The sequence below is a fragment of the Isoptericola luteus genome (genome assembly GCF_020297055.1).
Taxonomy (GTDB): Bacteria; Actinomycetota; Actinomycetes; order Actinomycetales; family Cellulomonadaceae; genus Isoptericola; species Isoptericola luteus.
Genome location: NZ_JAIXCQ010000012.1, coordinates 50,660 through 75,820 on the forward strand (window position 1 = coordinate 50,660; position 25,161 = coordinate 75,820).

General features: G+C 72.9%; 30 protein-coding genes. 18 read left to right on the forward strand and 12 right to left on the reverse strand.

What is annotated here, in order from left to right:
- Positions 1-59 precede the first annotated feature (59 nt).
- Complete coding sequence (locus tag LEP48_RS15290; RefSeq protein ID WP_225566439.1) at positions 60-626, reverse strand: GNAT family N-acetyltransferase; 567 nt, start codon at positions 624-626, stop codon at positions 60-62.
- Positions 627-713: 87 nt separating this feature from the next.
- Between LEP48_RS15290 and rpe the strand changes: the two genes are divergently transcribed.
- The 4 genes from rpe to LEP48_RS15310 all read left to right on the forward strand — a co-directional run bounded on the left by rpe (position 714) and on the right by LEP48_RS15310 (position 3,297).
- Positions 714-1,376: a ribulose-phosphate 3-epimerase gene (gene rpe, locus LEP48_RS15295; RefSeq protein WP_225566441.1), complete on the forward strand. Its 663-nt coding sequence runs from the start codon at positions 714-716 to the stop codon at positions 1,374-1,376.
- Between the two features lie 142 nt (positions 1,377-1,518).
- Positions 1,519-1,782, forward strand: coding sequence for a phosphoribosyl-ATP diphosphatase (locus tag LEP48_RS15300; protein WP_225566442.1), 264 nt, complete (start codon positions 1,519-1,521; stop codon positions 1,780-1,782).
- Between the two features lie 108 nt (positions 1,783-1,890).
- The gene (gene hisG / locus LEP48_RS15305) at positions 1,891-2,739 is read left to right on the forward strand and encodes an ATP phosphoribosyltransferase (protein WP_225566443.1); all 849 of its coding nucleotides are present in this window, start codon (positions 1,891-1,893) and stop codon (positions 2,737-2,739) included.
- Between the two features lie 51 nt (positions 2,740-2,790).
- Positions 2,791-3,297 (forward strand): PH domain-containing protein, encoded by a 507-nt coding sequence (locus LEP48_RS15310; RefSeq protein WP_225566444.1) that lies wholly within the window; start codon positions 2,791-2,793, stop codon positions 3,295-3,297.
- Between the two features lie 45 nt (positions 3,298-3,342).
- Here LEP48_RS15310 and LEP48_RS15315 read toward each other — a convergent pair whose 3' ends face one another.
- Positions 3,343-4,296: an alpha/beta fold hydrolase gene (locus tag LEP48_RS15315; RefSeq protein WP_225566445.1), complete on the reverse strand. Its 954-nt coding sequence runs from the start codon at positions 4,294-4,296 to the stop codon at positions 3,343-3,345.
- Positions 4,297-4,406: 110 nt separating this feature from the next.
- Between LEP48_RS15315 and LEP48_RS15320 the strand changes: the two genes are divergently transcribed.
- Complete coding sequence (locus LEP48_RS15320; protein WP_225566446.1) at positions 4,407-5,375, forward strand: helix-turn-helix transcriptional regulator; 969 nt, start codon at positions 4,407-4,409, stop codon at positions 5,373-5,375.
- Positions 5,376-5,564: 189 nt separating this feature from the next.
- Here LEP48_RS15320 and LEP48_RS15325 read toward each other — a convergent pair whose 3' ends face one another.
- On the reverse strand, positions 5,565-7,436 hold the full coding sequence (locus tag LEP48_RS15325; RefSeq protein ID WP_225566447.1) for a DEAD/DEAH box helicase: 1,872 nt from the start codon (positions 7,434-7,436) through the stop codon (positions 5,565-5,567).
- Positions 7,437-7,683: 247 nt separating this feature from the next.
- Between LEP48_RS15325 and clsA the strand changes: the two genes are divergently transcribed.
- From clsA to LEP48_RS15365, 8 genes are all read left to right on the forward strand, one after another.
- Entirely contained in the window at positions 7,684-8,304 is a 621-nt protein-coding gene (gene clsA / locus LEP48_RS15330; RefSeq protein WP_225566448.1) for a cardiolipin synthase ClsA, read from the forward strand.
- Positions 8,301-9,239 (forward strand): DUF881 domain-containing protein, encoded by a 939-nt coding sequence (locus LEP48_RS15335; RefSeq protein WP_225566449.1) that lies wholly within the window; start codon positions 8,301-8,303, stop codon positions 9,237-9,239. The genes clsA and LEP48_RS15335 overlap by 4 nt, the downstream gene beginning before the upstream one ends.
- Positions 9,236-9,568 carry a small basic family protein gene (locus LEP48_RS15340; RefSeq protein ID WP_225566450.1) on the forward strand — a complete coding sequence of 111 codons (333 nt, stop codon included), beginning with the start codon at positions 9,236-9,238 and terminating at the stop codon, positions 9,566-9,568. Before LEP48_RS15335 ends, LEP48_RS15340 begins: the two co-directional genes overlap by 4 nt.
- A complete protein-coding gene (locus tag LEP48_RS15345) occupies positions 9,565-10,767 on the forward strand; it encodes a DUF881 domain-containing protein (RefSeq protein ID WP_225566451.1) in 1,203 nt (400 codons plus the stop codon). The genes LEP48_RS15340 and LEP48_RS15345 overlap by 4 nt, the downstream gene beginning before the upstream one ends.
- 104 nt (positions 10,768-10,871) lie before the next feature.
- A complete protein-coding gene (locus LEP48_RS15350) occupies positions 10,872-11,348 on the forward strand; it encodes an FHA domain-containing protein (RefSeq protein WP_255641536.1) in 477 nt (158 codons plus the stop codon).
- Entirely contained in the window at positions 11,345-12,091 is a 747-nt protein-coding gene (gene ftsR / locus LEP48_RS15355) for a transcriptional regulator FtsR (protein WP_308010044.1), read from the forward strand. The genes LEP48_RS15350 and ftsR overlap by 4 nt, the downstream gene beginning before the upstream one ends.
- 146 nt (positions 12,092-12,237) lie before the next feature.
- A complete protein-coding gene (locus LEP48_RS15360) occupies positions 12,238-12,753 on the forward strand; it encodes a bifunctional nuclease family protein (RefSeq protein WP_225566508.1) in 516 nt (171 codons plus the stop codon).
- A gap of 188 nt (positions 12,754-12,941) precedes the next feature.
- Positions 12,942-13,529: a MerR family transcriptional regulator gene (locus LEP48_RS15365; protein WP_308010045.1), complete on the forward strand. Its 588-nt coding sequence runs from the start codon at positions 12,942-12,944 to the stop codon at positions 13,527-13,529.
- A 48-nt stretch (positions 13,530-13,577) separates the two neighbouring features.
- Here LEP48_RS15365 and LEP48_RS15370 read toward each other — a convergent pair whose 3' ends face one another.
- The 7 genes from LEP48_RS15370 to LEP48_RS15400 all read right to left on the reverse strand — a co-directional run bounded on the left by LEP48_RS15370 (position 13,578) and on the right by LEP48_RS15400 (position 20,151).
- A complete protein-coding gene (locus tag LEP48_RS15370) occupies positions 13,578-14,864 on the reverse strand; it encodes a phospholipase D-like domain-containing protein (RefSeq protein WP_225566453.1) in 1,287 nt (428 codons plus the stop codon).
- A 4-nt stretch (positions 14,865-14,868) separates the two neighbouring features.
- Positions 14,869-16,017: a tyrosine-type recombinase/integrase gene (locus LEP48_RS15375; protein ID WP_225566454.1), complete on the reverse strand. Its 1,149-nt coding sequence runs from the start codon at positions 16,015-16,017 to the stop codon at positions 14,869-14,871.
- Between the two features lie 114 nt (positions 16,018-16,131).
- Entirely contained in the window at positions 16,132-16,683 is a 552-nt protein-coding gene (locus LEP48_RS15380) for a methylated-DNA--[protein]-cysteine S-methyltransferase (RefSeq protein WP_225566455.1), read from the reverse strand.
- A gap of 667 nt (positions 16,684-17,350) precedes the next feature.
- Positions 17,351-18,133 carry a MerR family transcriptional regulator gene (locus tag LEP48_RS15385; RefSeq protein ID WP_225566456.1) on the reverse strand — a complete coding sequence of 261 codons (783 nt, stop codon included), beginning with the start codon at positions 18,131-18,133 and terminating at the stop codon, positions 17,351-17,353.
- Complete coding sequence (locus LEP48_RS15390; RefSeq protein WP_225566457.1) at positions 18,117-19,088, reverse strand: alpha/beta fold hydrolase; 972 nt, start codon at positions 19,086-19,088, stop codon at positions 18,117-18,119. Before LEP48_RS15390 ends, LEP48_RS15385 begins: the two co-directional genes overlap by 17 nt.
- Positions 19,089-19,468: 380 nt before the next feature.
- The gene (locus LEP48_RS15395) at positions 19,469-19,858 is read right to left on the reverse strand and encodes a VOC family protein (protein ID WP_225566458.1); all 390 of its coding nucleotides are present in this window, start codon (positions 19,856-19,858) and stop codon (positions 19,469-19,471) included.
- Positions 19,855-20,151: an ArsR/SmtB family transcription factor gene (locus tag LEP48_RS15400; protein WP_225566459.1), complete on the reverse strand. Its 297-nt coding sequence runs from the start codon at positions 20,149-20,151 to the stop codon at positions 19,855-19,857. Before LEP48_RS15400 ends, LEP48_RS15395 begins: the two co-directional genes overlap by 4 nt.
- 117 nt (positions 20,152-20,268) lie before the next feature.
- Here LEP48_RS15400 and LEP48_RS15405 point away from each other — a divergent pair, with 117 nt between their 5' ends.
- Entirely contained in the window at positions 20,269-21,189 is a 921-nt protein-coding gene (locus LEP48_RS15405) for a tyrosine-type recombinase/integrase (protein WP_225566460.1), read from the forward strand.
- Positions 21,190-21,272: 83 nt separating this feature from the next.
- Positions 21,273-22,019 (forward strand): DinB family protein, encoded by a 747-nt coding sequence (locus tag LEP48_RS15410; RefSeq protein ID WP_225566461.1) that lies wholly within the window; start codon positions 21,273-21,275, stop codon positions 22,017-22,019.
- 33 nt (positions 22,020-22,052) lie between these two features.
- Here LEP48_RS15410 and LEP48_RS15415 read toward each other — a convergent pair whose 3' ends face one another.
- Complete coding sequence (locus LEP48_RS15415) at positions 22,053-23,453, reverse strand: type II toxin-antitoxin system HipA family toxin (protein ID WP_225566462.1); 1,401 nt, start codon at positions 23,451-23,453, stop codon at positions 22,053-22,055.
- The gene (locus tag LEP48_RS15420) at positions 23,440-23,694 is read right to left on the reverse strand and encodes a helix-turn-helix domain-containing protein (RefSeq protein ID WP_225566463.1); all 255 of its coding nucleotides are present in this window, start codon (positions 23,692-23,694) and stop codon (positions 23,440-23,442) included. The genes LEP48_RS15415 and LEP48_RS15420 overlap by 14 nt, the downstream gene beginning before the upstream one ends.
- A 225-nt stretch (positions 23,695-23,919) precedes the next feature.
- Here LEP48_RS15420 and LEP48_RS15425 point away from each other — a divergent pair, with 225 nt between their 5' ends.
- Genes LEP48_RS15425 through LEP48_RS15435 form a run of 3 tightly spaced genes read left to right on the forward strand, consistent with a single transcriptional unit; the run spans position 23,920 to position 25,153 of the window.
- The gene (locus tag LEP48_RS15425) at positions 23,920-24,276 is read left to right on the forward strand and encodes an ArsR/SmtB family transcription factor (RefSeq protein ID WP_225566464.1); all 357 of its coding nucleotides are present in this window, start codon (positions 23,920-23,922) and stop codon (positions 24,274-24,276) included.
- Positions 24,273-24,707, forward strand: coding sequence for an SRPBCC domain-containing protein (locus tag LEP48_RS15430; RefSeq protein WP_225566465.1), 435 nt, complete (start codon positions 24,273-24,275; stop codon positions 24,705-24,707). Before LEP48_RS15425 ends, LEP48_RS15430 begins: the two co-directional genes overlap by 4 nt.
- A complete protein-coding gene (locus LEP48_RS15435; RefSeq protein ID WP_225566466.1) occupies positions 24,704-25,153 on the forward strand; it encodes a pyridoxamine 5'-phosphate oxidase family protein in 450 nt (149 codons plus the stop codon). Before LEP48_RS15430 ends, LEP48_RS15435 begins: the two co-directional genes overlap by 4 nt.
- The last annotated feature ends 8 nt before the right edge of the window (positions 25,154-25,161 follow it).

Sequence of the window (25,161 nt, forward strand, 5' to 3'; positions counted from 1 at the left end):
CATGTGCACGTCCCCGTGCCCCGGTACCTGACGACTGGTGGGCGGCGGGGCGCCCCGGCTCAGGCGAGGGAGCGCTGGAGCAGCATGGTGCTCACGCTGCGGCCGTGCTTCACCCCGACGTCCCGCAGGACGCCGACGACCTCGAAGCCGAAGCGCCGGTGCAGGGGGAGGGAGCCGGCGGCGGCCGGGTCCTCCGCGACGACGGCGACGACCTGCCGCACGCCCGCCAGGGAGCAGGCGTCGAGCAGCGCGGAGAGCAGCCGGGTCCCCACCCCGCGGCCCTGGGCCTCGGGGGCGAGGTAGACGGTGTCCTCCACCGTGTACCGGTAGGCGGCCTTGGGGCGCCACGGGGTGGCGTACGCGTAGCCGACGACGGCGCCCTCCTCCTCGGCAACGAGGAACGGCAGGCCGCGCGCCGAGAGGTCCGCGAACCGGCTCGCCCAGGCGTCCAGGGACGGCGGGTCCTCGTCGAAGGTCACGGCCGTGCCGGTGACGTACGGCTCGAGGATCGCCGCGACGGCCGGCAGGTCTCCGGGCAGGGCAGGGCGGACCGTGGTCCTGGGGCGCGGCACGTCGTCGTGCGGCTCGCCGGGGGGAGGTCCGGCGGGGGAGTGGAGCGGGAGCACGGGGCGAGCGTAGTGGATCGCAGCGGGCAGGGCGTGCGCCGCTCCTCCGCTCCTCGCCGGCAGGGCGCGGCGGCCTACGCTGTGTCCATGCCTGCGCTGATCAACCCGAGCATCCTGTCCGCCGACTTCGCGAACCTCGAGCGCGACCTCGGGAAGATCTCGACGGCGGACTACGCGCACGTCGACGTGATGGACAACCACTTCGTGCCCAACCTGACGCTGGGGCTGCCGGTGTTCGAGCGCCTGGCGCAGGTGTCGCCGGTCCCGCTGGACGCGCACCTGATGATCGAGGACCCCGACCGCTGGGCACCGCAGTACGCGGAGGCAGGGGCGGCGTCGGTGACCTTCCACGCGGAGGCCGCGTCGGCCCCGGTGCGACTGGCGCGCGAGCTGCGCCGGCTCGGTGCGCGGGCGGGGGTGGCGCTGCGGCCCGCGACGCCGGTGGAGCCCTATCTCGACCTGTTGTCGGAGGTCGACCTGATCCTCGTGATGACGGTCGAGCCGGGCTTCGGCGGCCAGTCGTTCATCGAGGGGACCCTGCCCAAGATCCGCCGGGCGCGCCAGGCGGTGAGCGAGGCGGGTCTGGACGTGTGGATCCAGGTCGACGGGGGAGTGTCGCGCTCGACGATCGAGCGGGCTGCGGACGCGGGGGCGAACGTCTTCGTCGCCGGGTCGGCGGTGTACGGGGCGGACGACGTGCCGGCGGAGATCGCGGCGCTGCGGGAGCTCGCCGGGGCCCACGTCCACTGACGGGCAGCTCCTCCGCTTCGAGGGACACGCCACGTTCTCGCTCCTGAAAATAGTATGCCAAGCGGGGTGTACCCCCTGTGACCTCCATCCCGGAAAGCGGAACCGAGCCCGGAGCCGGGGGGCCGGCGTCTACGCTGATCGGGTGAAGACCTTCGACTCTCTGTTCGCCGAGCTCTCCGAGAAGGCCGTGACCCGTCCCGCTGGGTCGGGGACCGTGGCCGAGCTGGACGCCGGTGTGCATGCGATCGGCAAGAAGATCGTGGAGGAGGCCGCCGAGGTCTGGATGGCCGCCGAGCACGAGACGCAGGAGGCCGCCGCCGAGGAGATCTCCCAGCTGCTCTACCACGTGCAGGTGCTGATGCTGGCCAAGGGGATGACGCTGGAGGACGTGTACACGCATCTGTGAGCGCCCGGTCGAGCCGGCCACGCCCGGCCGCGACCGTCGAGCGCGCTCTGCGTCCACACGTCACCCACGTCCGTCCCACCCACGCCTGACCACCGAACGAGGTTTCCCGTGCTCCGTATCGCCGTCCCCAACAAGGGTTCCCTGTCCGGCCCCGCCAGCGACATGCTGCGCGAGGCCGGCTACCGCCAGCGCCGAGACACCCGCGAGCTCGTGCTCGCCGACCCGGACAACGGCGTGGAGTTCTTCTTCCTGCGCCCTCGCGACGTCGCGGTCTACGTCGGCTCCGGCACGGTCGACGCCGGCATCACCGGCCGCGACCTGCTCCTCGACTCGGGAGCGGACGCGGTCGAGCACCTGCCGCTGAGGTTCGCCGGTTCGACGTTCCGGTTCGCGGCGCCGGCCGGGACCGTGACCGAGGTGTCGCAGCTCGCGGGGAAGCGGATCGCGTCGTCGTACACCACGCTGGTGCGCGCCCACCTGGCCACGAAGGGGATCGAGCCGGCGGCCGTGGTGCACCTGGACGGCGCCGTCGAGAGCTCGGTGCGTCTCGGCGTCGCGGACGTCATCGCCGACGTCGTGGAGACGGGCACGACCCTGCGCGCCGCGGGGCTGGAGATCTTCGGGGAGCCGATCCTGCGGTCGGAGGCCGTGCTGGTCCGCCGGACGGGGGAGGAGCCCCCCGCGGGGCTCGAGGTCGTCACGCGCCGCCTGCAGGGCGTCATCACGGCGCACGAGTACGTGCTCATGGACTACGACGTCCCCGTCGAGCTGGTCGACGCGGCGGTGGCGGTGACGCCGGGGTTCGAGTCGCCGACGGTCTCGCCGCTGCACAACGGAGAGTCGGCGGCGGTGCGCGCCATGGTGCGACGCGGTGACACCAACCGGGTCATGGACGCGCTGTACGAGGTGGGTGCACGCGGGATCATCGTGACCTCGATCCACGCCTGCCGGCTCTGACCTTGGCCGAGAGGACTGTCGAGCACGGCACCGACATGGCAACGTGACGGCATGAGCACCGCCGACGACCGGGACACGCCCTCCGGGCGGCCGCCCGCGGGCACGTCCCGCTGGCGCCCGTTCCGGCCGCTGTGGGGTCAGGTGTCCGCCTGGTTCGTGGGGGTCGTCACGGTGGGCGGGAGCCTCTTCGTCGGGCTGGTCTCCGACGGACCTCTCGGAGCCCTCCCGGCGACCAAGGTGTCCTTCGTCCTCTTCGCCGCCGCGGCCGCCGTGCTGCTCTGGCGCCTCGGCGGCGTCCATGCCGTCCCGGACGCGGACGGGCTCACCGTGCGCAACGTCGTGCGCAGGCGCCGGCTGGGCTGGGCGGAGGTGGTCGAGGTCCGGCTCGGGCCGAACGACCCCTGGGTGCGGCTCGACCTGGCCGACGGCGACACCCTGGCCGTCATGGGCGTCCAGCGCGCCGACGGCGAGCGGGGGATGGCCGAGGCCCGGCGTCTGCGAGCTCTCGTCATCGAGCTGGGCGAGGCGCCGGACCCGACCGTCCCGGGAGCGCACTAGGCGTTCCTCCTCATGAGGGCGGGTGTCGACACCCGCCGGATCCGGTCACGACCTGTCGGCGCCCTCCTGCAGGTGGAGCCACTCGAGAATCAGGTTCGTGGCCTCCTCCGGCAGCTCCTGCTGGATCCAGTGGCCGCAGTCCAGCTCCACGACCTCCACGCGCGGGACGAACGCCTCGAGGTTCGGCGCCTTCATGACCGTGTCACGGGAGCCGTAGATCATCAGTGCCGGCTGGCGGACGACCGGGTCGACGTCCCGCATCAGCTCCCAGTTGCGGTCCACGTTGCGGTACCAGTTCACGCTCGGGGTGAAGCCCGACGCCTCGAACGCGTCGACGAACACCGCCAGCTCGCCGTCGCTCATCACGGGCTCCCCGCGCGGGGTCTCGGCCTGGGCGAGGTTGAGGAGCGGCATGCCCGGCTCCGGGTCGGCCGCGGGCTCGTTCTTGCGGTACAGGTTGCGCAGGAACTGGCGGGTGTTCGCGTCGAACACGGCGTCCGCCACCCCGGGCCGGCGGTTGAAGTGGACGAAGTACGAGTCGGGGCCGACGACCGCCTCGATGAACGCGACGGGCGGGATCTCGCCGCGCTCCATGTACGGCACACTGAGCGCGACCACCTTGCTCACCCGGGTCGGATGCAGCACGGCGGTGTTCCACACCACGTTCGCGCCCCAGTCGTGGCCCACGAACGTGGCGTCCTCGTATCCGAAGTGGTCCAGGAGGCCGACGAGGTCGCCGGACAGGTGCACGATGTCGTAGTCGGAGACCGTGGCGGGGCGCGACGAGCTGCCGTACCCGCGCTGGTTGGGTGCGATGACGTGGTAGCCGGCGGCCGCGAGCGCCGCCATCTGACGGCGCCACGAGAAGGCCAGCTCCGGCCAGCCGTGGCAGAGGACGAGGGGGTGGCCGACGTTCTCCTGTCCGGCCTCGAAGGCCTCGAGCTCGATGCCGTTGACGGCGATCATGCTCGGCTGGGGGAAGTCGAGGGGGTCTGACATGGCGTGTCCTCTCAGCGACGGGGCCGATGCGCGGGTGCGGCGATCGGTCGGTGCGACCGTAGAACCGGTCGCGGACAGGAGCTGTCCTCGATGCCTGGCAGCCTGGGGACATGTCGGCAGACCCCACGGGGCGGGCGCTCACGCTGCTCTCGTTGCTCCAGACCCACCGGTTCTGGAGCTGCACGGAGCTCGCTGCCCGCCTCGACGTGACCGAGCGGACGGTGCGCCGCGACGTGGACCGCCTGCGGGGGCTCGGCTATCCCGTCGCCGCCACCTCGGGCAGGTACGGGGGCTATCGACTCGAGTCCGGAGCGCACATGCCGCCGCTCATGGTCGACGACGAGGAGGCCGTCGCGCTCGCCGTGGGGCTCCGCTACGCGGCCGCCGCTGCCGTCGAGGGGATGGAGGAGACGTCGCTGCGGGCCCTCACCAAGATCGAGGGTCTGCTGCCGCACCGTCTTCGTCGGCGGGTGGCGGCACTGCACTCCAGCGTCACGTCCGTGCCTTCACCCCCCGGCGGGGAGCTGGTCGACCCGGAGCTGCTCAGCGTGCTCGCGGCGGCGTGCCGCGACCATGAGCTCGCGCGCTTCGGCTACCGGTCTGGGGAGGGCGGCGAAACCCGGCGCCTGGTCGAGCCGCACCGGCTCGTCACCGCCGGACGCCGGTGGTACCTCGTCGCGTGGGACCGGGACCGTGAGGACTGGCGCACCTTCCGGCTCGACCGGCTCACGCGCCCGTGGGCGACGGGGGGTCGCTTCACCCCTCGCGGGGTCCCTGGCGGGGCGGCGGCGTACGTCGCGCGCGCCGTCGGTCCGATCCCCCGTGAGGGGGTCGCCACCCTCTCGCTGGGCGCCGGGGTCGGCGACCTCGCCGAGGTGCTCCGGTGGGTGGACCACGACGTGGTCGAGGCCACGGCGAGGACCACGGTGATCCGGATCCGTGGTGAGGACGAGGGTCGGCTGGCCATGACGGTCGCCCGCATCGCTCTCGCCGCCCCCGTGCGGGTGGTCGAGCCCGGCGCACTCGCGCGCGCCGTCGAGCGCCTGGGTGCCCACCTGACGCCCGGGCATCGGCCATGACCGCGATGCCGCCGGACGGATGACCGCGCCGGGTCGCGGACCCGCGGACGACGAAGCGGGGGGCGGGGCGCGCGGGGCCCCGCGGGCGGGCGCGGCGGGGGGGGGCGGGCCCGCGCGGCCGCCCCCCCCGGCCCCGCCCTCGGTCTCCCGAGGGCGGCGCGCGCTTCGTGGTGTCAGCCGGTCAGCCGGTCAGCGGGCGTTCGCCGGGTGACGCTCCGTGCGCGGTGCACGACGCTCGGGCGCGCCCTTGTCGACCGAGATCCGCAGCGCCTTGCCCGCGACGTGCGCGCGGCCGATGCGGTCCATGGTGGCGCCGTCGAGCGGCCGCGTGATGTCGACGAGGGAGAAGTTCCCGAAGATGTCGATCTTGCCGATGTCGCTGCCGGACAGGCCGCCCTCGTGGGTGAGGGCGCCGACGATGCCGCGCGGCTGGGCGCCGTGCGAGTGGCCGACGGAGATGCGGTACCGGGTGCCGTCCGCCGGACGGCGGATGCCGCGGCCACGGTCGTCCCGGTCGGCGCGGGGGTGGCGGCCGGTCCGGTCGCCGTCCCGCTCGGTGCGCTCGGCGCGGTGCGTCTCGCGGGTGCGCCCGCCCTTCGCCTCGGCCCGCTCCCGGTCGTGCTCCTCCTGCGCGGCACGCTGCTGGGGGCCGTCGTCGCCGACCGCGAGCGCCAGGAGGGCGGCCGCGACCTGCAGGACGTCGGCGTCGGGGGCGGTGGTGACGGTGTCACCGGCCTCCGTGGTGGTGGTCTCCGGAGCGGCGTCCTGCGCGGCGGCCCGCTCCTGCAGCATCTGCGCGTACATGTCGAGACGCCCGGACTCGATGCGGGTGCTGACGGCGTCGAGCAGTCGGCGGGCGCGGTGCTGGGAGACGTCCCGCGGGGACGGGACCTCGACCTCGACGAGCTGGGCGCGGATGGTGCGCTCGATGTGCTTGAGCTTGCCGCGCTCGTGCGGGGTGACGAACGACAGGGCGCGGCCGGTGCGGCCGGCGCGGCCCGTTCGGCCGATGCGGTGCACGTAGGCCTCGGCCTCGCGGGGGATGTCGAAGTTGACGACGAGGCCGATGCGGTCGACGTCGAGGCCTCGGGCGGCGACGTCGGTGGCGACGAGGACGTCGACGGAGCCGGAGCGGAGGCGCTCGACGATCTTCTCGCGCTCCTTCTGGGCGACGTCGCCGGAGATGGTGGCGGCGGAGATGCCGCGCTCCACCAGGGCGGCGCCGACCTCTTCGGCGTCCTTGCGGGTGCGCGTGAAGACGATCGTCGCGTCGGCGTCGGAGGTGGCGAGGACGCGCACGAGGGAGCCGACCTTGTGGCGGAACGGCACGACGGCGTACGTCTGCTCGACGGTGGAGACCGTGGAGGACTGCCGTGAGACGGCGATCGCGACGGGGTCGTTGAGGTGCGTCGCGGCGACGGAGCGGATCGCGGGCGGCATGGTCGCGGAGAAGAGCGCGACCTGGCGCTGGGTGGGCGCCTGGCCGAAGATCGTCTCGACGTCCTCGGCGAAGCCCATGCGCAGCATCTCGTCGGCCTCGTCGAGCACGAGGAACTTCACGCCGTCGAGCGACATCGAGCCGCGCTCGAGGTGGTCCATGACGCGGCCGGGGGTGCCGACGACGACGTGGACGCCCTCGCGCAGGGCGCGCTGCTGCGGGCCGTAGGGGGAACCGCCGTACACGGAGGTGACGCGGACGCCGGGCAGGTGGGTGGCGAAGGACTCGACGGCCTCGGAGACCTGGAGCGCGAGCTCGCGGGTCGGGGTGAGGACGAGGGCCTGGACGTGGCCGCCGGTGACGCTGGCGGCGGGGTCCATGGCGGCGAGGAGCGGCAGCGCGAACGCGGCGGTCTTGCCGGTGCCCGTCTGGGCCACGCCGGTGATGTCACGGCCGGACAGGAGCTCCGGGATGGCGCGCGCCTGGATGGGGGAGGGCGTCGTGAAGCCCTGGTCGTCGACCGCGGCCTGCAGGGCAGCAGGGAGCTTGAGGTCGGCGAAGGTGGGGCCGGTCGCCTCGGGGGTGGTGGAGGCGTCGGTGGGCAGGGTCGAGTCAGTGCTCAAGGAGTCAGCCGTTCGTCGGTGGGAAACAGGAGTCCTGCGTCGCCATGGGGCGAGGCGGTCGCTGTTTCCCGGACACACACCTGACCTGGCTCGGTGGCCGAGGTCGCACGAACACGCGGGAGGGCACGACGAACTCCGATGAGCCTCCATCGTACGCTGACCGCGCCCGTGGTCGTTCGGGGGACCGCGGTGAGTTCGGCCACTGTCGGTCTCCCGCCGCCAGGGCGGGGCTGCGTAGGATGTGCGCGTGCAGCCAGGCCCTGAGATCAGTACGGCGGTCTTCACCGTCCCGAACCTGATCAGCATGGTGCGTCTGGCGCTGGTGCCGGTCTTCGCCGTGCTGATCGTGGTCGGGCACGACGTGTGGGCCCTCGCCGTGCTGGCGTTCTCCGGGTTCACGGACTGGCTCGACGGCGTCCTCGCCCGTCGCCTGAACCAGGTGAGCAAGCTGGGCCAGGTGCTCGACCCCGCGGCGGACCGCCTCTTCATCTTCGTGACCCTCATCGGCCTGGCCTGGCGCGACATCGTGCCGGTGTGGCTCCTCGCGGTGATCGTCGCCCGTGACGTGATGCTCGTGTGCCTGATGCCGGTGCTGGCGCGGCACGGCTACGGCACGCTCGAGGTGAACTTCGTCGGCAAGGCGGCCACGTTCGCGCTGCTGTACGCGTTCCCGCTCCTGCTGCTCGCGACGGCCGACGGTGCCCTCGGCACGACCGCCCACGTCGTGGGCTGGGCGTTCACCTGGTGGGGGGTGGGCCTGTACTGGATTGCAGGGCTGCAGTACGTGAGCCAGACGCGCGCCCTGGTCGTCGCCGACCGCGTGGACGGGAGCGGGGCGACGGGCGCGGGCGTCGAGGAGCGGCCGTGAGCGCACGACCCGGGACGAAGACGGACCGCGCCGCGGACGACGGCGTGCCCGAGGGGCAGCGGCGTCGTCGTCCCGACGAGTCGATGACGCTGCTCGTCGAGGTGATGGAGCGGCCCCTGGACCCGGGGTACGCCGACGCGGCCGCGCGGCGGAAGGCAGCGAGCGCCGCCGGCTCCACCCCCCGCCGGGGGTGGGCCGGTGCGGCGGCTCTCGCCGTCCTGGCGGGGGTTCTCGGTCTGGTGACGGTGGCCGCCGCCCAGCAGCTGCGAGCGCCGCAGGCGGAGATCGCCGAGGCGCGGCAGCTGCTCGAGGACCAGATCGTCGAGCGCCAGGCGGTGGCGGACGGGCTGCGGGACCGCTCGGGCGAGCTGAGCGCCGAGATCGACGAGCTGCAGCACGAGACGCTCGCCAGCCAGGACCCCGCGCTGCTGCGGACCCTGCGGGTGGACTCGGCGGTCAACGGGACGTCCCCGGTCGCCGGGCCCGGCCTGGTGGTGACTCTCGCGGACGGCGGCGGCGGTCTGTCGGACACGGAGTCCGAACCGGGGGCGCGCGTGCGCGACGTGGACGTCCAGACGGTCGTCAACGCCCTGTGGTCCTCGGGAGCCGAGGCGATCGAGGTCGACGGCCAGCGACTGACGACGATGTCCGCGATCCGGAACGCGGGGGACGCCATCCTGGTGGACCTCGTGCCGCTCCCGGGGCCCTCCTATGTCATCCGTGCGGTGGGCGACCCCGAGGGGATGCAGACCGCGTACGCTCGGACCGGCGCGCCCGCCTACCTGCAGCTCCTGGGCTCGCGATACGGGGTCTCCTCGAGCGTGGTCCCGCAGAGCGAGCTGGAGCTCAGTGGTGTCGGGACGCAGACCCTGCGCCACGCCCAGCCGACGGATGATGACGTGACGCAGGACGAGACCCAGGAGGAACGCCCATGATCGCCGTGGTCGGGCTCGTGGTCGGCGTGGTCGCCGGCCTGGTGTTGCAGCCCACCGTGCCCGTCGCTCTGCAGCCGTACCTGCCGATCGCCGTCGTGGCCGCGCTCGACGCGTTGTTCGGCGGCCTGCGCGCCAAGCTGGACGGGCTCTTCGACGACAGGGTCTTCCTGGTGTCGTTCCTGTCGAACGTCGTCGTCGCCGCGTTCATCGTCTTCCTCGGTGACCAGCTCGGGGTCGGCTCGCAGCTGTCCACGGCGGTCGTCGTCGTGCTCGGCATCCGGATCTTCTCGAACGCCGCCGCGATCCGGCGGCACCTGTTCAAGGCATGAGCACCACACCGACGTCCGGGCCCTCCGCGGGCGACCACGAGCCGGACGCACCGAGCACGCCCACCGAGGACGTCAACCCTGCCGGCCACATCGCCGGGGACGACGCCGTGGTCGAGGACGACGCCGCCGGCGGTGCGGACCGGGGGGACGAGACGGACGGCATCTCGTCGCCCGTGGAGCGCGGACACCACGACGAGCCCGGGGACACCAGCGACGCGGGCGACGCGAACGGTGCGAACGGTGCGGACGCCTCCGACGACGACCAGCCGCCCGGTACGTGGGACGGTTCGTGGGACGGTCAGGACGACGTCGTCCTGACCGCCGCGGGCCGTCCGGCCCCCGGGGAGCACCCTGGCGCGGACCGGCCCGGCGAGGCAGCCCAGGACGAGGCAGTCCGGGACGAGGCCGCACCGGAGGGCCCCCCGTCCGTACCGGTGCCCGCGAGCGCTGACCACGACCTGCCCGCCGTGCCCGCGGGACGAGGAGGCTGGAAGCGCCTGGGTGCCGCGCTGAGGCCCCGGTTGTCGCGGTCGCAGCTGCTGGCGGGCCTGCTGTGCGCCGCGCTCGGGTTCGCCCTGGTGGTGCAGGTGCAGCAGTCCGCGTCGGACCAGCTCTCCACCGCGCGCCAGGAGGACCTGGTGCGCCTGCTGGACGAGGTCACGGACCGCTCCGAGCAGCTCGCCGAGGAGGTCTCCGGGCTGGAGGCCACCCGCGACGAGCTCGCCTCGGGCTCGGGTCAGGCCCAGTCGGCGCTCGAGCTGGCACGCCAGCGCGCCGAGTCGGAGGGGATCTTGTCCGGGCGGCTGCCTGCCGAGGGCCCCGGGGCGCGCGTCCTGATCGCCGACCCCACCGGCCTTCTGGAGGCGTCGCAGCTGTTCAACGTGCTCGAGGAGCTGCGCAACGCCGGGGCCGAGGTCGTCGAGCTCAACGGGGTGCGACTCGTCACGTCGACGTGGTTCACCGACGAGAACGACACGATCGTCGTCGACGGGCAGGCGCTCTCCTCGCCGTACGAGTGGACGGTGATCGGTGACCCCGAGACGATGGACCGCGCGCTGGAGATCCCCGGCGGGGCCCTCGCCACGGTCCGGACTGCGGGCGCCCAGGCAACCACGACTCGACGCGACCACGTCGAGATCACGGCCGTGCGTGAGCCGTCCGAGCCGGAGTACGCGACGCCTCAGCCGCGCGACGAGTGAGCCCTCGCGGCTTCCCGCTCGCCGCAGGTACGGGGTAGGTTGAGCGGACGACGGCGCACGTCGGACACGTGACCGACCCCCGGCCCGACCTCGATGGAGGACAGATGACCGACCCCCGCGCACTGCCGCCGCACCAGGCGGCCGCCGACACGACGGCTCACCTGGGCCGGGTCGGTATGCCCGCGGAGGAGCAGGCGTTCCGTATCCCGCTGACGGCGGAGGAGGCGGCCGCCGTGGCCGCGCTGCCGAGGCACTCGGCGCTCCTCGTGGTGCAGTACGGCTCGGGAGCCGTGGGGGAGCGTTTCCTGCTGGACACGGACCGTGCGGTGGCGGGGCGCAGCGAGCGCGCGGACATCTTCCTGGACGACGTGACCGTCTCGCGCAAGCACGCGGAGTTCGTCCGCGAGGGTGACCGGTTCGCCGTGCGCGACATCGGCTCGCTCAACGGCACCTACGTCAACCGCGAGCGCATCGACGCCGCACAGCTGTCCACGGGCGACGAGGTGCAGATCGGCAAGTTCCGCATGTCCTTCCACGCCAGCCCGCAGGCGCCGCGGGACCCGCAGGCGCCCGCGTCGTGAGCGGAGCGCGGGCAGCGCAGGGCGACCGGTTCGAGGACGACGCCCCGCGCCGATGGCCCCACGGCATCTCGCGGCAGGCGTCGATGCGGATCTCCGACGTGCTCGCGCAGCTCGGGCCAGAGTTCCCGTCGGTGTCCCACTCGAAGCTGCGCTTCCTCGAGGACCAGGGCCTCATCGAGCCGGTGCGGACCCCGTCGGGCTACCGGCAGTACAGCCCCGCCGACGTCGAGCGGCTGCGTTTCGTGCTCACCGAGCAGCGTGACTCGTACCTGCCGCTGAAGGTCATCAAGGAGCGGCTGGCGGAGATGGACGCCGGGGAGCCGGCCCCCGGCCCCGCCCCGCGGCTGGCCGACAGCAGCGCCCCCGCCACGCCGGCGCGCCGGCGGTGGGACACCCAGAGCGTGGCCGAGGCCACCGGCACGTCGCCGGCCTTCGTGCAGCAGCTCGTGTCCGCGGGCATCGTGCGCGAGATCGCGGGCGGGCGCCTGGACGCGGGTGCGCCCGAGGTCGTGCGCATCGCCGCCAGGCTCGCGGAGCACGGGATCGAGCCTCGTCACCTGCGGTCGCTGCGCACCTCCGCGGACCGGCACGTCGGCCTGGTGGACCAGCTCGTGGCGCCGTACCGCAGCCAGCAGACCCCGTCGGCACGGGCCCAGGCGGCAGAGCTCGCCAGCGAGATCGGCGAGCTGCTGGCCCGGCTGCACACCGGATGGGTCCGCCAGGGCACGAACGACCTGGTCTGAACCGTCCGTCGTCGCGCCGGGCCACGCGAGCGACGCGAGCCACTCCGGGGTGGGCGCCCCACGCGACGGACGACGCCGCGGCGTCGTACCGTGGATCGGTGGAAGGCAACGAGCCGGCCGACGCGCCCCTGGTCCCCGTGGAGGTCATGGGCGTGCGCCAGCAGGAGCGCGATCAGGAGATCGTCGTGCTGCTCCTGGACGCCGCGGCCAACCTGGCCGTCCCGATCGTCATCGGTGCCCGCGAGGCGTCCGCGATCGCGATGGCGCAGGCGGGCCTCGTGACGCCGCGACCCATGACGCACGATCTGCTGCGCGACCTGCTCGGCGCCGTCGGCGTCGACCTGGAGCGGGTCGAGATCGTCGCGCTCGACGGGGGGATCTTCTTCGCGGAGCTCGTCCTGTCGAACGGTTCACGGCTCGACTCCCGGGCTTCCGACGCGATCGCGCTGGCGGTCCGGACGGACAGCCCCGTGCTGTGCTCGGCGGAGATCGTCGCCGTGGCGGGGGTGGAGGTGGTCGACGTCGAGCAGCAGCGCGAGGTGGAACGGTTCCGCGACTTCCTCGACCACGCCACGGCCGCCGACTTCACGGCACCGGGCGGCCCGCACGAGCCCGGGGCCCCGCCCGACGCCGGCGGGCAGCCGGACGACTCGCCGCCATGAGGCGCCCGCCACGCCGGGAGACCATCAACCTCCGGTCGAGGGTTGTGGTCGGTTAGCGTGGGACCCGAACCCTCGAGCGTCGGTCGAGGCTTTCCCGGGCGGCGCGACACGCCGAACCGTTCGGGCCACACATCGTTGACGGCCCCGGGCCGCCGACCTAGCGTGGTGAACACATCTCAGGAGGCACAGTGAACAACAGTGGTGAGGCAAGCGTCCCCACGGGTGCCACCGTGCCGCACGGCGCTCAGGGCCTCCTGTTCGGTGAGGACCTCACGGAACAGGACTCCGGCACGGGCTATCGCGGTACGACGGCGTGCGGGGTCGCCGGGATCACCTACCGTCAGCTCGACTACTGGGCCCGCACCGGGCTGGTCGAGCCGTCGATCCGCCCCGCGACGGGCTCGGGCACGCACCGCCTGTACAGCTTCCGCGACATCCTGGTGCTCAAGGTGGTCAAGCGACTCCTGGACACCGGGGTCTCGCTGCACCAGATCCGTTCCGCCGTGACGCACCTGCGCGAGCGCGGGGTGGAGGACCTGGCGCAGATCACCCTGATGAGCGACGGGGCGTCGGTCTACGAGTGCACGTCTCCTGACGAGGTTGTCGACCTCGTGCAGGGTGGCCAGGGCGTCTTCGGCATCGCCGTCGGGCGGGTCTGGCGCGACATCGAGGGCACCCTGTCGGAGATGCCGACGGAGTCGCTCGACGACGTCGACATGACGTCTCACGAGGGCGACGAGCTCGCCGCCCGGCGGCGCGCGCGCACCGCCGGCTGAGCCGACCGCCGAGGCGCGCGCCTCAGGGCAGCGGCCCGGGGCTTGCCGTCAGAGCAGGGGCCGCAGCGGTGCCATGATGCGCTCGGCGATCTTGGACAGCGGGTGACGGCGCTCCCACTCGTCGAGGGTCAGCTCGCGGGAGTTGCTCTCGTCCATCCGGAACGCGGACTCGAGCTCGGCGGCCAGGCCGTCGTCGACGACCTCGAGGTTGATCTCGTAGTTGCCTGTGAGGCTGAGCCGGTCGATGTTCGCGGTGCCGACCGTGGTCCAGATGCCGTCGACGGTCGCCGTCTTCGCGTGGATCATCGCGCCCTGGTACAGGAAGATCCGCACCCCGCCGCGCAGGAGCGTCGAGTAGAGCCCGCGGGCCAACCAGTCGGCGACCACGTGGTTCGACCGCTCGGGCATGAGCACGCGCACGTCCACCCCGCGGGCGGCCGCCTCCAGGAGCGCCGTGTGGATGTCGGCGTCGGGGATGAAGTAGGCCTGCGTGATGTAGATGTGCGAGCACGCCCGGTCGATCGCGTCGAGGTAGATGCCCCGGATGGGGAACACGAGCTCGGACGGTGCGTTGCGCGCGGCCCGCAGCTGGGGGAGCCAGAGGTTCGACCCGACGTCCTGCAGCACGGGCAGGTCCGGGGTGCGCCACCGGTTCCAGAAGTCGACGAACGCGTTGCGCAGCTCCCACACGGACGGGCCGGCGATGCGCAGATGGGTGTCGCGCCACCTCGTGGCGTACAGGGTGCCGATGTTGTAGCCGCCCACGAACGCGATCTCGTCGTCCACCACGAGGATCTTGCGGTGGTTGCGGCCCGAGTGACGCACGTCCAGCATGAGCAGCCCCGGCCGGAACGCGGGGAAGCGCAGCATGTGCACCCCGGGGGGCATGTCGTAGAAGCTGCGCGGGATGACGAGGTTCGCGAAGCCGTCGTAGACCACGTACACCTCGACACCGCGGTCGGCGGCCTCGCGCAGCGCCGCCTTGAACTGCTCGCCCACGTCGTCGTTCTTCCAGATGTACGTCTCCAGGAACACCTGGTGCCGGGCGCCCTCGATCGCCTCCAGCATCGCCTCGTACAGGTCCGCGCCGTACGTGTAGACGGTGGCCGTCGTGTCCTGCACCCGGGTACTGGCCGGCGGAGCCGTCGGGAACGGGGCGTCGAGCGGGTACTGGTGGCGACGGAACCGCTCGAGCGCCATCACCCCGGCCGCGACGACGACCGGCGCGGCGACCGTCACGAGCGCGGCGCGCGTCGCGAGCTTGCGCACGGTCGGCCAGTCGACCTGGAACCGGACACGGACGGGACTGGCAGGATTCTGCGGGCGGAGCGGCACGGGGTCACGTTATCGACGGGGACGCGTCTTTGCTCGCGGTACCGCCCGGTGCGCCATCTTTGTCCGGTTCGCACCCGACGTCGCGTGTCTCACTGTGGTCCATCCCTGCCGACAGGGGGTGCGACCGGATCGCCGCCGCGAGCTCGCCCTCGATGCGGTCGAGGTACACGCCCGTGGTCGCGATCGAGCGGTGGCCGAGGAGCTCGGCGACGACCTTGACGTCCCACCCGTCCGCGACCAGGAGGGTGGCGGTGGTGTGCCGCAGGGCGTGCGGGGTCGCGGGCCTGCGGTACGGCGCCGGCATCTGCTCGACGGCGCGGGAGAGCAGGGCGCGGATCGCCTGGGTGTCGATCCGGCGTCCACGCCACGTGAGCAGCAGGGCCCGCTGCGCGTCCGGGTCGTCGCCGCGTCTCGCCGCGAGGCGCGGACGGAGCTCGCCGAGATAGTCCTCGAGCGCCGCGGCGAGCGGAGGGGACAGGACGACCGTGCGGGTGACCCCGCCCTTGCCGACGATGCGCCACCTGGTCTCGCCCGGCTCACGCACGAAGTCCGCCACGTCTGCGCGGGCGAGCTCGGAGACCCGAGGGCCGAGGACCAGCAGGAGGGCCACGACCAGACGGTCCCGCTGAGCGAGCGCCTGGTCGCGGCGCACGACCCGCTGGCCGCGGTATCCCGGGCCTGCTGGCACCGGCGCCGTCGTGCGTAGCAGCGCCGACGCCGCCGAGGCCGACAGCGCCGTCCGGGCGACGCGGAGCCCGCCGCGCACCCTGGCCGGGGGAGAGGCCCACTGCATCGGGTCGGCCTGGACCCAGCACTCCCGCGTCGCATGCGTGAAGAACCGCGTCACCGACTGGCGGAAGCGGTTCACCGTAGCCGTGGACCGTCCCGGTGCACCCTTGCGCGCCGGGTCCGCGAACCGGCCGTCCGGGCTGGACTGGTAACGCACCAGGGCGTCGTCCACGTCCTCACCCGTGACGTCGTCGAGCACGCGCTGCTCGCCGAGCAGCCGTGCCAGCTCCGTGACGTCACGCTCGTAGCTGCGCGCCGTGGCGGGGGAGAGCACCCCCCGGACCGTCTCGACGCGGACGGTCGAGAGGTAGCGGCCGGCGGCCTGGCCGACGGTCACGCGGTTGAGCCGGGGCGGCGCGACCATGACTTCCTCCTGCCCTGCTCGGTGACACGTTCGAGGCGCTCACCAGCGGTGACGCCTCGTGGCGAGGGTAGGCGCCGGCACCGACAGCCGATCGGTTCGACCCGGGCAGCCAGCTCAGAGGTCGAACAGCGTCGGGGCCTCCAGCTCGACGCCCTCAGCGGCGAGCATGCGCAGCTTGGTGCGGGCACCGCCGGGTGCCGAGAACCCGCCCGGCCGCCGTCCCGCGGCGATGATGCGGTGGCACGGCACGATCGGGGGGAACGGGTTGCGACCGAGCGCCCGCCCGACGGCCTGGGCCGCGCCCGGTGTGCCGAGCCGCGCGGCGACCTGGCCGTAGGTGAGGGTCTGCCCCGCCGGGACGGCGCGCGCGACGTCGTACACGCGGCGGTCGAACTCCGGGACGCGCGCGAGGTCGAGCGGGACGTCGGCCAGGTGCTCCACGTCCGTGCCGGTGTCGAGAAGGCGTCGCACGGCCGAGATGACGGCGACGACGTCAGGGGAGGGGCGGCCCGGCGTGGCACCGGGGTGCCGCCCGTGGACCTCGCGCCGCGCCGCGTCGGCATCGGGCTGGGGGAGCGTGGACCCGACGATCCGTGCCGCGGCGTCCCAGACCAGCGCGCCATGGCCGAGCGCGGTGGCGTACGTCGCGTACAGAGGGGTCTCCACCCGACGAGACTAGGACGCGGCACCGACAGGAACCGTGGCCGTGGGCGGGTGTCTCGTCGGGGAGGCGCGGACCGATGAGAGTCCGAAACCACGGTGTTGTGGCATACACAATGGTTTGATCTGAATGTCCTTTTTCAGTCTAGACCCGAGTCTGCTCCATGGCGAGGTCGGCTGACCCATCTCGCCGACGCACCCTCGCATCCTTCCGATACGGACCGTTGGTTTCCCCGCGGGAGGGTGCCCAGGCGCGGGCTGGCGGGACGAGCCTCAGGGGAGGGCGGGCGTCCTGTGGTCCCAGGGTGTACCGGGGCGCGCCGAGGGGCTGCCGCGCCGGGACGCAGGGGCGCCGACATCGGCGAGATCGTCGACGCGCGTGCCGCAAAGGCTCGGCCGGTTCCTGCGAGCGTCTGCTGCACCACACCGGCACGCCCGCATCACGCCGAGCTGCCGGCATGCCGGCAGCTCGGTCTCGCACGGTGACGCCCGTGAGCACCGTCGGGTCGTCCGTGAGGGGACCGGTCCACCCGCGGTCGAGAGCCCTCTTCCCGGTCGTCATGACATAATGCGCATTATCGGCGCGCTACGACGAGCGCGAGTGGCATCTGCCGCAAGATCTTCGCGCCTTGGTGCGATGACGTCGCGATGACGGTTCAGTAGATCTCTCGGTCTAGCTTCTCGGCTGCGGGTCCACCCGCTCGAGCCTCGTCCAGCCGGTCCATCCTCGTTCCGTCAGCAGCTCGATCAGTCGACGGGCAGGCGGCACGGTGTCGAAGGCGAGCGAGTCCATCAGGGTGACGAGCGACGGCTCGAGATCGACGTCGTCGACCTGGTCCTCCCCCACGTCTTCGGCCAGCTGCGTGATGTAGGCGGCCAGCTCGTCGGCCAGCTCGGCCAGTCGCGGGTCGTCGGGGGCATGGCCGAGAGCGTCGCTCAGCGTGCGGTAGAAGCGGACGAGCCGAGGGTCGGCGAGCTGCGCGCGCTTGCGCGAGATCCACTCCTCGACTCGATCCGGTGAGTGCGCGGCCAGCAGGACCCAGCCATCGCGGTCCGCACGGACGATCCTTCGGTCGACGCCGAGCTCGCGCAGCCGGTCGAGATACCCGACCACCTCCGGCGGCAGCGCCAGGCCGTCACCCGAGGCGAGCCTGGCCACGCGCTCTCTGTGGCGCTGCCGCTGGAGGATCTCCGCCCTCAGCCGCTCGTCGATGTCGGCCAGGGCCGCGACGAACTCGTCCTCGCCGGCTCCGAGCAGCTCGCGTACCCGCGCCAGCGGGACCCCGGCCTCGGCGAGGGTGCGGATCCTGATCAGCTCGATCACGGCAGCGGCGTCATACCTGCGATATCCGGAGTGGTCCCGGCCCGGCTCCGGCAGGAGTCCCCGGGCGTGGTAATGCCGCACCGCCCGCACCGTCACTCCGGCGTACGACGCCAGCTCACCGATGGTCAACATGAAGGCTCAGTTCCCGTGAGTCGGCCGATCGGGTCTCGTGTCCCCGGATGATCTGCGCGATCTCCGAGGCGTGGGTGTGCACCAGCCCGTGGTCGGCGTCGAGCCAGGAGGTGGTGACGTGCGGCTGCTCGCGAACCAGTCGCTCGATGCCGGCGCGCCAGTTCTGGTTGAACCGCGGTGCGGGCCCTTCGTCGCTGTTGCCTGCCATCGACGTCGACATGATCATCCTGATGGGCCGGTCGATCCTCGTGTACCGGTCGAGGATCTCGGATCGCACCGCGTCGACCTCGATGTTCAGGTCGAGGATCGCCTGGCCGGTGAGCTGTACCCGTCGAGCGGTGTCGCGCTCGGACTGCTGCTGGGTCGCCAGGTCCTCCCACATCGCGCGCAGCCGCGGCACGACAGAATCGGTGACGAACGGTTCTGGCACCGGGTTCGCCCCGTCGATGAGCACGAGCTCGGAGACGGCGTCTGGATGCTCGGACGCGTAGTGCACAGCCAGATCCGCACCCAGCGAGTAGCCCACGAGCACCGGGGCCGTTGCCGGCACCTTCATCACGGCAGTCAGATCACGGAGGAACCCCTCGAACGAGTACCGGGCTGCGGCCGATGCGAGGCCATGGCCCCGGAGGTCGAAGGTCAGCACGTCGTGATCGCGCCGCAGCAGCTCGGCCAGCTCCTGCAGGCCCGCCTGGGTCGTGTTCAGTCCAGGACACAGCACCAGCGGCGTACCCCCACCGCCGCGAGACACCGGGATCGTGACACCGTCGTGGCGGATCGTGAAGTGCGACATCGCTCTGTCGCCTCTCGCGACCCGCTCGCCATCAGAGGCGCGATCGCCGAAGGATCCGCTTGGTCCGGGCATGGTCTCTCGGGGATTCGTCATCATCGCACCATGCTGAGACATTGACCGTGCGTCAGGGTCAACCGCCTCGGCCGGCTCGTGGCGGTGCACGTCGTCGGTGGGGCCGGCGGCGAGCCCGAGGCGCCTGCGCGCTCGGCGGCTCGCACCTCTACCAGCCCCGTGTGGTGCGTGACGAGGTCACTCCCCTGGTCCTGCTCCCACGCCTCACCGACCGTCTCGACGTCGCACCGTGGTTGATGCTGGTCACCGCGTCCCGCACAAGCCCGAGCGCCACGACCGTCACGACGAGCCATCCGGCGTCGTACGCGACGAGGTACTTGACGTGCGACCGCAGGGCGGAGCCCCTCGACGAGAACGCGACCTCGCAGGCTCCGCCCGCGACGAGGGCCACGGCGCGGCGCCGGCGAGCTGTGGTTCGCCTACCAAGCGCTCGGATCCGCGGCGCCACAGCCGGCTCGTGAGAAGGTCCGTCAGCCGGCCAGCTGGGCGATCTGGATGAGGTTGCCGCACGTGTCGTCGAACACCGCGGTGATCGCCGGGCCCATCTCCAGCGGCTCCTGGGTGAACCGCACGCCGTACAGCCGCAGGCGCTCGTACTCGGCGTGCACGTCCTCGACCGCGAACTGCGTGGCCGGGATGCCGTCCTGGACCAGGGCTTCCCGGAACGGCCGCACCGCAGGGTGTCGGGAGGGCTCCAGCAGCAGCTCGGGGCCGTCGGGGCTCTCGGTTGAGGTCACGGTCAGCCACCGGTCCTCTCCGACCGGGACGTCGTGCCTCTTCGTGAACCCGAGCACCTCCGTGTAGAAGTGCAGCGCGTCCTCCTGGTCGTCGACGAAGATGCTGGTGAGGTGGATTCTCATGATCTTCTCTCCTGGTGGTCGTCGGGTCTGGTCCACCGCTCGGCGATGTGCTCCAGCGGTGCGGTGTTCAGGTCGTGGAACTTGTAGCGCCCCTCGCGCCGGGTCTCGACGAGACCTGCGGCCTCCAGCACGGCCAGGTGCTGAGAGACCGCCTGACGAGACATGCCGAGGTCGTGCCTGGTGCTCAGCCGCGCGCAGATCTCGAACAGGGTCTGCCCCGAGCGCTGCGCGAGCTCGTCGAGGATCGTCCGACGCGTCGCGTCGGCCAGGGCCTTGAAGAGCTCGTCCGCCACTCCCCTACGTTAGGCAAGTAGAAACTTGCCTGTCAACGGTCCCGCTGGTTTCGGGCTCCCGAGAGCGCGGTGTGGGACGACTATCCGATAACTCCCCTTTTCGGATAATATGCCGAAATGACCCTGGACCTGGTGACGACCGCCTCGAACGCGCTCTCGCGCACCGCCGACGGCTCCGGCGCGCTCGAGGCGATGCAGGCGCGCTGGCTCGGCGGGCTGTCCGGTTCGACGCGTCGCGCGTACGGTGCCGACGTGCGCGACTGGCTGCGCTGGTGCGCCGAGCACGGCGTCGACACGCTGCGGCCCACGGGCCGGGACCTGTCGCAGTACCTCGACGGGCTCGAGGTGTCGACGGCGACGAAGGCGCGCCGCATGGCCGGGGTCCGGTCGTTCTACGCGTGGGCGCGCGACGAGGAGATCACGACGGCGGACCCGATGCCGCCACGAGCCTCCCGCCCCCGGGTGCGCGGGTCCGACGCCCGGCGCATCCTCGGGCTCACGGCGCCCGAGGCGTCCGCGCTGATGGGGGCAGCCGACGCGCACGGCCCGCGCAGCGCGGCGCTGGTCTCGCTGCTGCTCACGACCGGGCTGCGCATCTCCGAGGCCCTGTCCGTCACCGTCGGGGACCTCACGCACGACCGCGGCGGGCGGACGCTCGTCACGGTCTGCGGCAAGGGCAACAAGACGCGGACCGTCGTCGTGCCGCCGCTCGCCGTCGAACGGTGCCACGCCGCCGCGGACGGGCGCGGCGACGACGAGCCGGTGTTCGTCACCCGCACGGGCCGGCCCTGGTCGCAGCGGGAGGCGCGCTACCAGATGGCGCGCCTCGGCCGCGCGGCCGGGCTGGGCGACGTGCACCCGCACCAGCTCCGGCACACGGCGGCGACCCTCGCGCTCACGGACGGCACCAACATCGAGGTCGTGCGGGACATGCTCGGGCACTCGTCGCTCGCGACGACGCAGCGGTACGTCGCGGCAGCGGCCTCGGTGGACCGCTCCCCCGCCTACCGGCTCGCCGAGAAGATCGCCCCCGCCTAGCCGTACCGCCCCGGGCCGGTGGGCGGGCGCCCGTGTCGGACGCCGTGGCTAGCGTGTCAGATCAACCGGCTCAAGGAGGAGCGATGGCAACGTTCGAGAGCACGAAGGACCTGCGCGGAGCGCGGTTCGAGGACGTCACTCTGCAGGGGGCGCGGTTCGTCGCGTGCGACCTGTCCGAGGTCGTGATGCGCGGGGTGCTGGTCGCGGACGCGGACATCGACTCGCCGTGGCTCCCCGAGAGCGACCGGTTCCTCGTCAACGGCGTCGACGTCATCGGGTACGTCGAGGACGAGCTGAACCGCCGCTTCCCGGGGCGCGGGCAGCGGCACGCCACGGACCGCGACGGGCTGCTCGCGGCGTGGGACGTGCTCCAGCGCACGTGGGCGGCCACGCTCGAGCGGGTCGAGACGATGCCACTCGGCACGGTCGACGTCTCCGTCGACGGCGAGTGGTCGTTCGCGCAGACCCTGCGTCACCTCGTGATGGCCACGGACACGTGGCTGTGCCGCACGGTCCTGGATCACGCGCAGCCGTACCACCCGATCGGCCTGGCGAACAACGGCGCCGCCGAGGACGGTCTCGACATGTCGGTCTTCATGGCGACCGAGCCCTCCTACGCTGAGGTCCTGGCGGTGCGCGCGGGACGGGTCGCGCTGGTGCGCGACGCCATCGCGGGGGCGAGCCCGCAGTGGCTCGCCGAGGAACACCCGGAACCGTGGGTCCCGTCGGCGCGCGCGACGACCCTCAAGTGCCTGCACGTGATCCTCGACGAGGAGTGGGAGCACCACCGCTACGCGGTGCGCGACCTCGACGCGATCGAGCGGGGCTGACGGAGGCGCCTCACGATCACCCCCAGGAACAGGTCAGCCCCGGCCCGGGCGCGCCCGCCAGTGACCCGCGACCGCGCGGCCCGAGCGGGCGTGCGGCGGCACCCAGACCGCGCTCGTTCCCGGGGCCTCCTCCCCCGGGCCTCGGTTCGGTGCGGCGAGCGTGCGCGCGACGTCGGCCGCCCGCAGCGCGGCGCGGTCCACGAACGTCGCGGTGACGTCGGTGCCGACCAGCCCGGCGGTGTCGGCGGTGGCGTCACGCACGACGTCGGCGAACGCGCCCGCGTACTCGGCGGCGACCTGGACCAGCCAGTCGGCCTCGACGCCGAGGTCGGCGGCGGCCCGCACGAGGTTGCCCGGGCCGATCCCGCGCAGGCGGTACTCGCCGCCGAGCTTCATCGCGAGCCGCCCCGAGTAGCGGACCTCCTCGGGCCGCCACAGCAGGCTGGCGCCCACCAGGTCGTACAGGGGCGCCAGCACGGTGCGGGCCCCGACGTGCAGCAGGGCGAGGTTCTTCGCGTGGGCGTCGGTGCCCGCCGCGACCCAGTTGAAGACGACGGAGCGTGCGAGGTCGTCGCGGGCGGTGGCGAGGTCGCGGCGGTCGACGCTGCGCGCGACGGCCGTCGCGATCGTGCGGACGCCGGGCCCGCCGTCGGACTCGTACTTGGCGGAGCGCCACAGCCCCAGGGCCTGGCACAGGTCCTCCTGGTGGAGGCGGCGCACGGACCCGTCCGCGGCGGCCAGCCGGTCGAAGCGCTCGACGACGACCGCCGGCTGGTCCTCGAACCAGGCGGCCTCCACGCCCGCCACGGAGAGCCCCAGCGTGCGCGCCGCACGCATCGTCACCAGCTCGGCGGCGTCCGAGTGCGCCAGCCCGCCGACCCCGATCTTGAAGATGTGCGTGCTCGCGGCCCGGCCCGTGGGCTGGTGCCAGGAGCCGTCGACGGCGCGCGTGAGCGCGAACTTGCCCTGCTGGCCGCCCAGGGAGAACCTGCCGCCGTGCTGCTCGAAGGCCCACGAGCTATCGTCGGCGCGCAGCTCGCGCAGGTGCGCGGCGATCTCGGCGTCGTCGAGCGCGCGGCTGCCCGTGGCGTCCGTGGGGGCGGTGCCCTCGGGCAGGATCTGCACGGCCCCGGCGCAGTCCGCGCCCATGTGCCGCAGCAGGGCGAAGGCGGTGGGCCGCCGCTCGTCGAACTGCGCCGCCCAGCGGCCGCGCACCTCGTCGCTGTCCGGGAGCAGGTTGTCGATCCACGGCATCGCGACCTCGGGTCCGTGCCGGGTCACGTGACGCGGCATGCTCACCGACAGCGACGGCGCGGCGCGCAGGCGCTGGTATGCCGCCGTGTACTCGAACGAGACGTCGCCGCTGCGCGCACGCTCGAGCACCCCGGCGGGCGTGCCGTCGAGCCAGACGTCGAGCCGGTCAGCCACGCGCACGTCCCAGGACGGTCTCCAGCGCGTCGTCAGGCTCGTCCGGGGCCACGTCGACCACGAGGTCGACCGCACGCAGGGCGTCGAGCACGAGGTCCAGCCGAGCGGTCGGCGCGCCTGCCTCGGCGGCGATGACCCACTGGCGCGAGACGTCGACGACGGCGGCGAGGTCGCCCTGCGTCATCCCCTTGTCCTTGCGGGCGCGCCGCAGCAGGGCGCCCAGCTCCTCGGCGTTCGCGATGATCATCGCCGCTCCCCCGTCGATCGACCCGGATGTCAGCGCTCGCCGACATCCGCCTGGATGTCAACGCTAAGTAACATTGGCCCCAATGTCAACGGAGAGTGACATTCTGCGAGCGCCGCGGCGAAGGACAGCGCCTGGCAGGAAGTGCCCGGCGTGAACGCCCCGAGGGCTCGCGCCCCACGGGCCCCTGGCGACCAGGCGTCCGTTGCCGTAGAGTAACGGTTACTCATGAGCAACCAACCAGTAGCCCACGCCGCGCTCGACGCCCTCGGGGACCCGACCCGTCGCCAGATCGTGGAGCGCCTTCGCCAGGGCCCGGTCGCGGTCGGGGCGCTCGCGGACGACCTCCCGGTCGGCCGCCCCGCGGTGAGCAAGCACCTCAAGGTCCTCCAGGGCGCAGGCCTCGTGGAGCATCGCTCCGTCGGCACCCGGAACCTGTACGCGCTCGCACCCGGCGGCCTCGCCGTCGTCCACCGCTGGTTGACCGAGCAGTGGGACGGCGTGCTGGGTGCGTTCGCCGACCACGCCGGGAGTGCCGCACCCTCCGGGCACCCCGCACACGTCGAGGACGGGAGCACGTCATGAGTCTGGATCCCCTGCACCGCGAGGTACTGGTGTCCCTTCCTCCCCCGCGCGCGTTCCGGCGCTTCGTGGACGATGTCGGAGCCTGGTGGCCATTGGAGGCGTTCAGCGTGTTCGGCGCCGGCGGCACGGTCGAGTTCGTCGAGGGACGGATCGTGGAGACCGGGCCCTCGGGCGAGACGGCCGTGTGGGGCACGGTCACGGAGTCGCGCGAGCCGCAAGCGCTGGCGTTCTCCTGGCATCCCGGCCGTACGGACGGCGAGGCCTCGCACGTGCGGGTCACGTTCACACCGACAGATGATCCCGCCGTCACCCTCGTCGCCCTCGAGCACGGCGGCTGGGAGGTCTATCCCGACCCGCGCGCGTCCAGGGAGAGCTACGGCAGCGGCTGGGTGACGGTGCTGGGCCGTCTGGCGGGCGGCGAGAGCCGGTGAGCAAGGTGGAGTCTCTCGGCGTGGCCGACCTGGTGGCGTTCGTGCGCGAGCACGGCGACGGCGTGCTGACGACGGCTGGCCCGGACGGCGCGCCGCAGGCCGCCTACCTGTCCCTGGCGGTCACGGACGACGGCGAGCTCGTGCTCGACGCGCGGGCGACGTCGCGCAAGGTGGCGAACGTGCGGCGCGACCCCCGGGTCGCCGTCGTGGTCGGTGGCCGCGACGGGGTCACCCTCCAGGGCGAGGGCCGGGCCGACCTCCCCACGGGCCCGGACCTGGACCGGTGCCGCGCGGCCTACCGGGCCGCCTTCGAGCAGTTCGCGGCCTCGCTGGAGGACCCGGGGATCGTCGTGCTGCGGGTCCGGATCGACTGGGCGCGCCTGGGTGACTACCGGGTCGCTCCCCCGACGGTCCGCGAGCGGACGGCCGAGGCGCTCGACGGCTGACGGGCGCC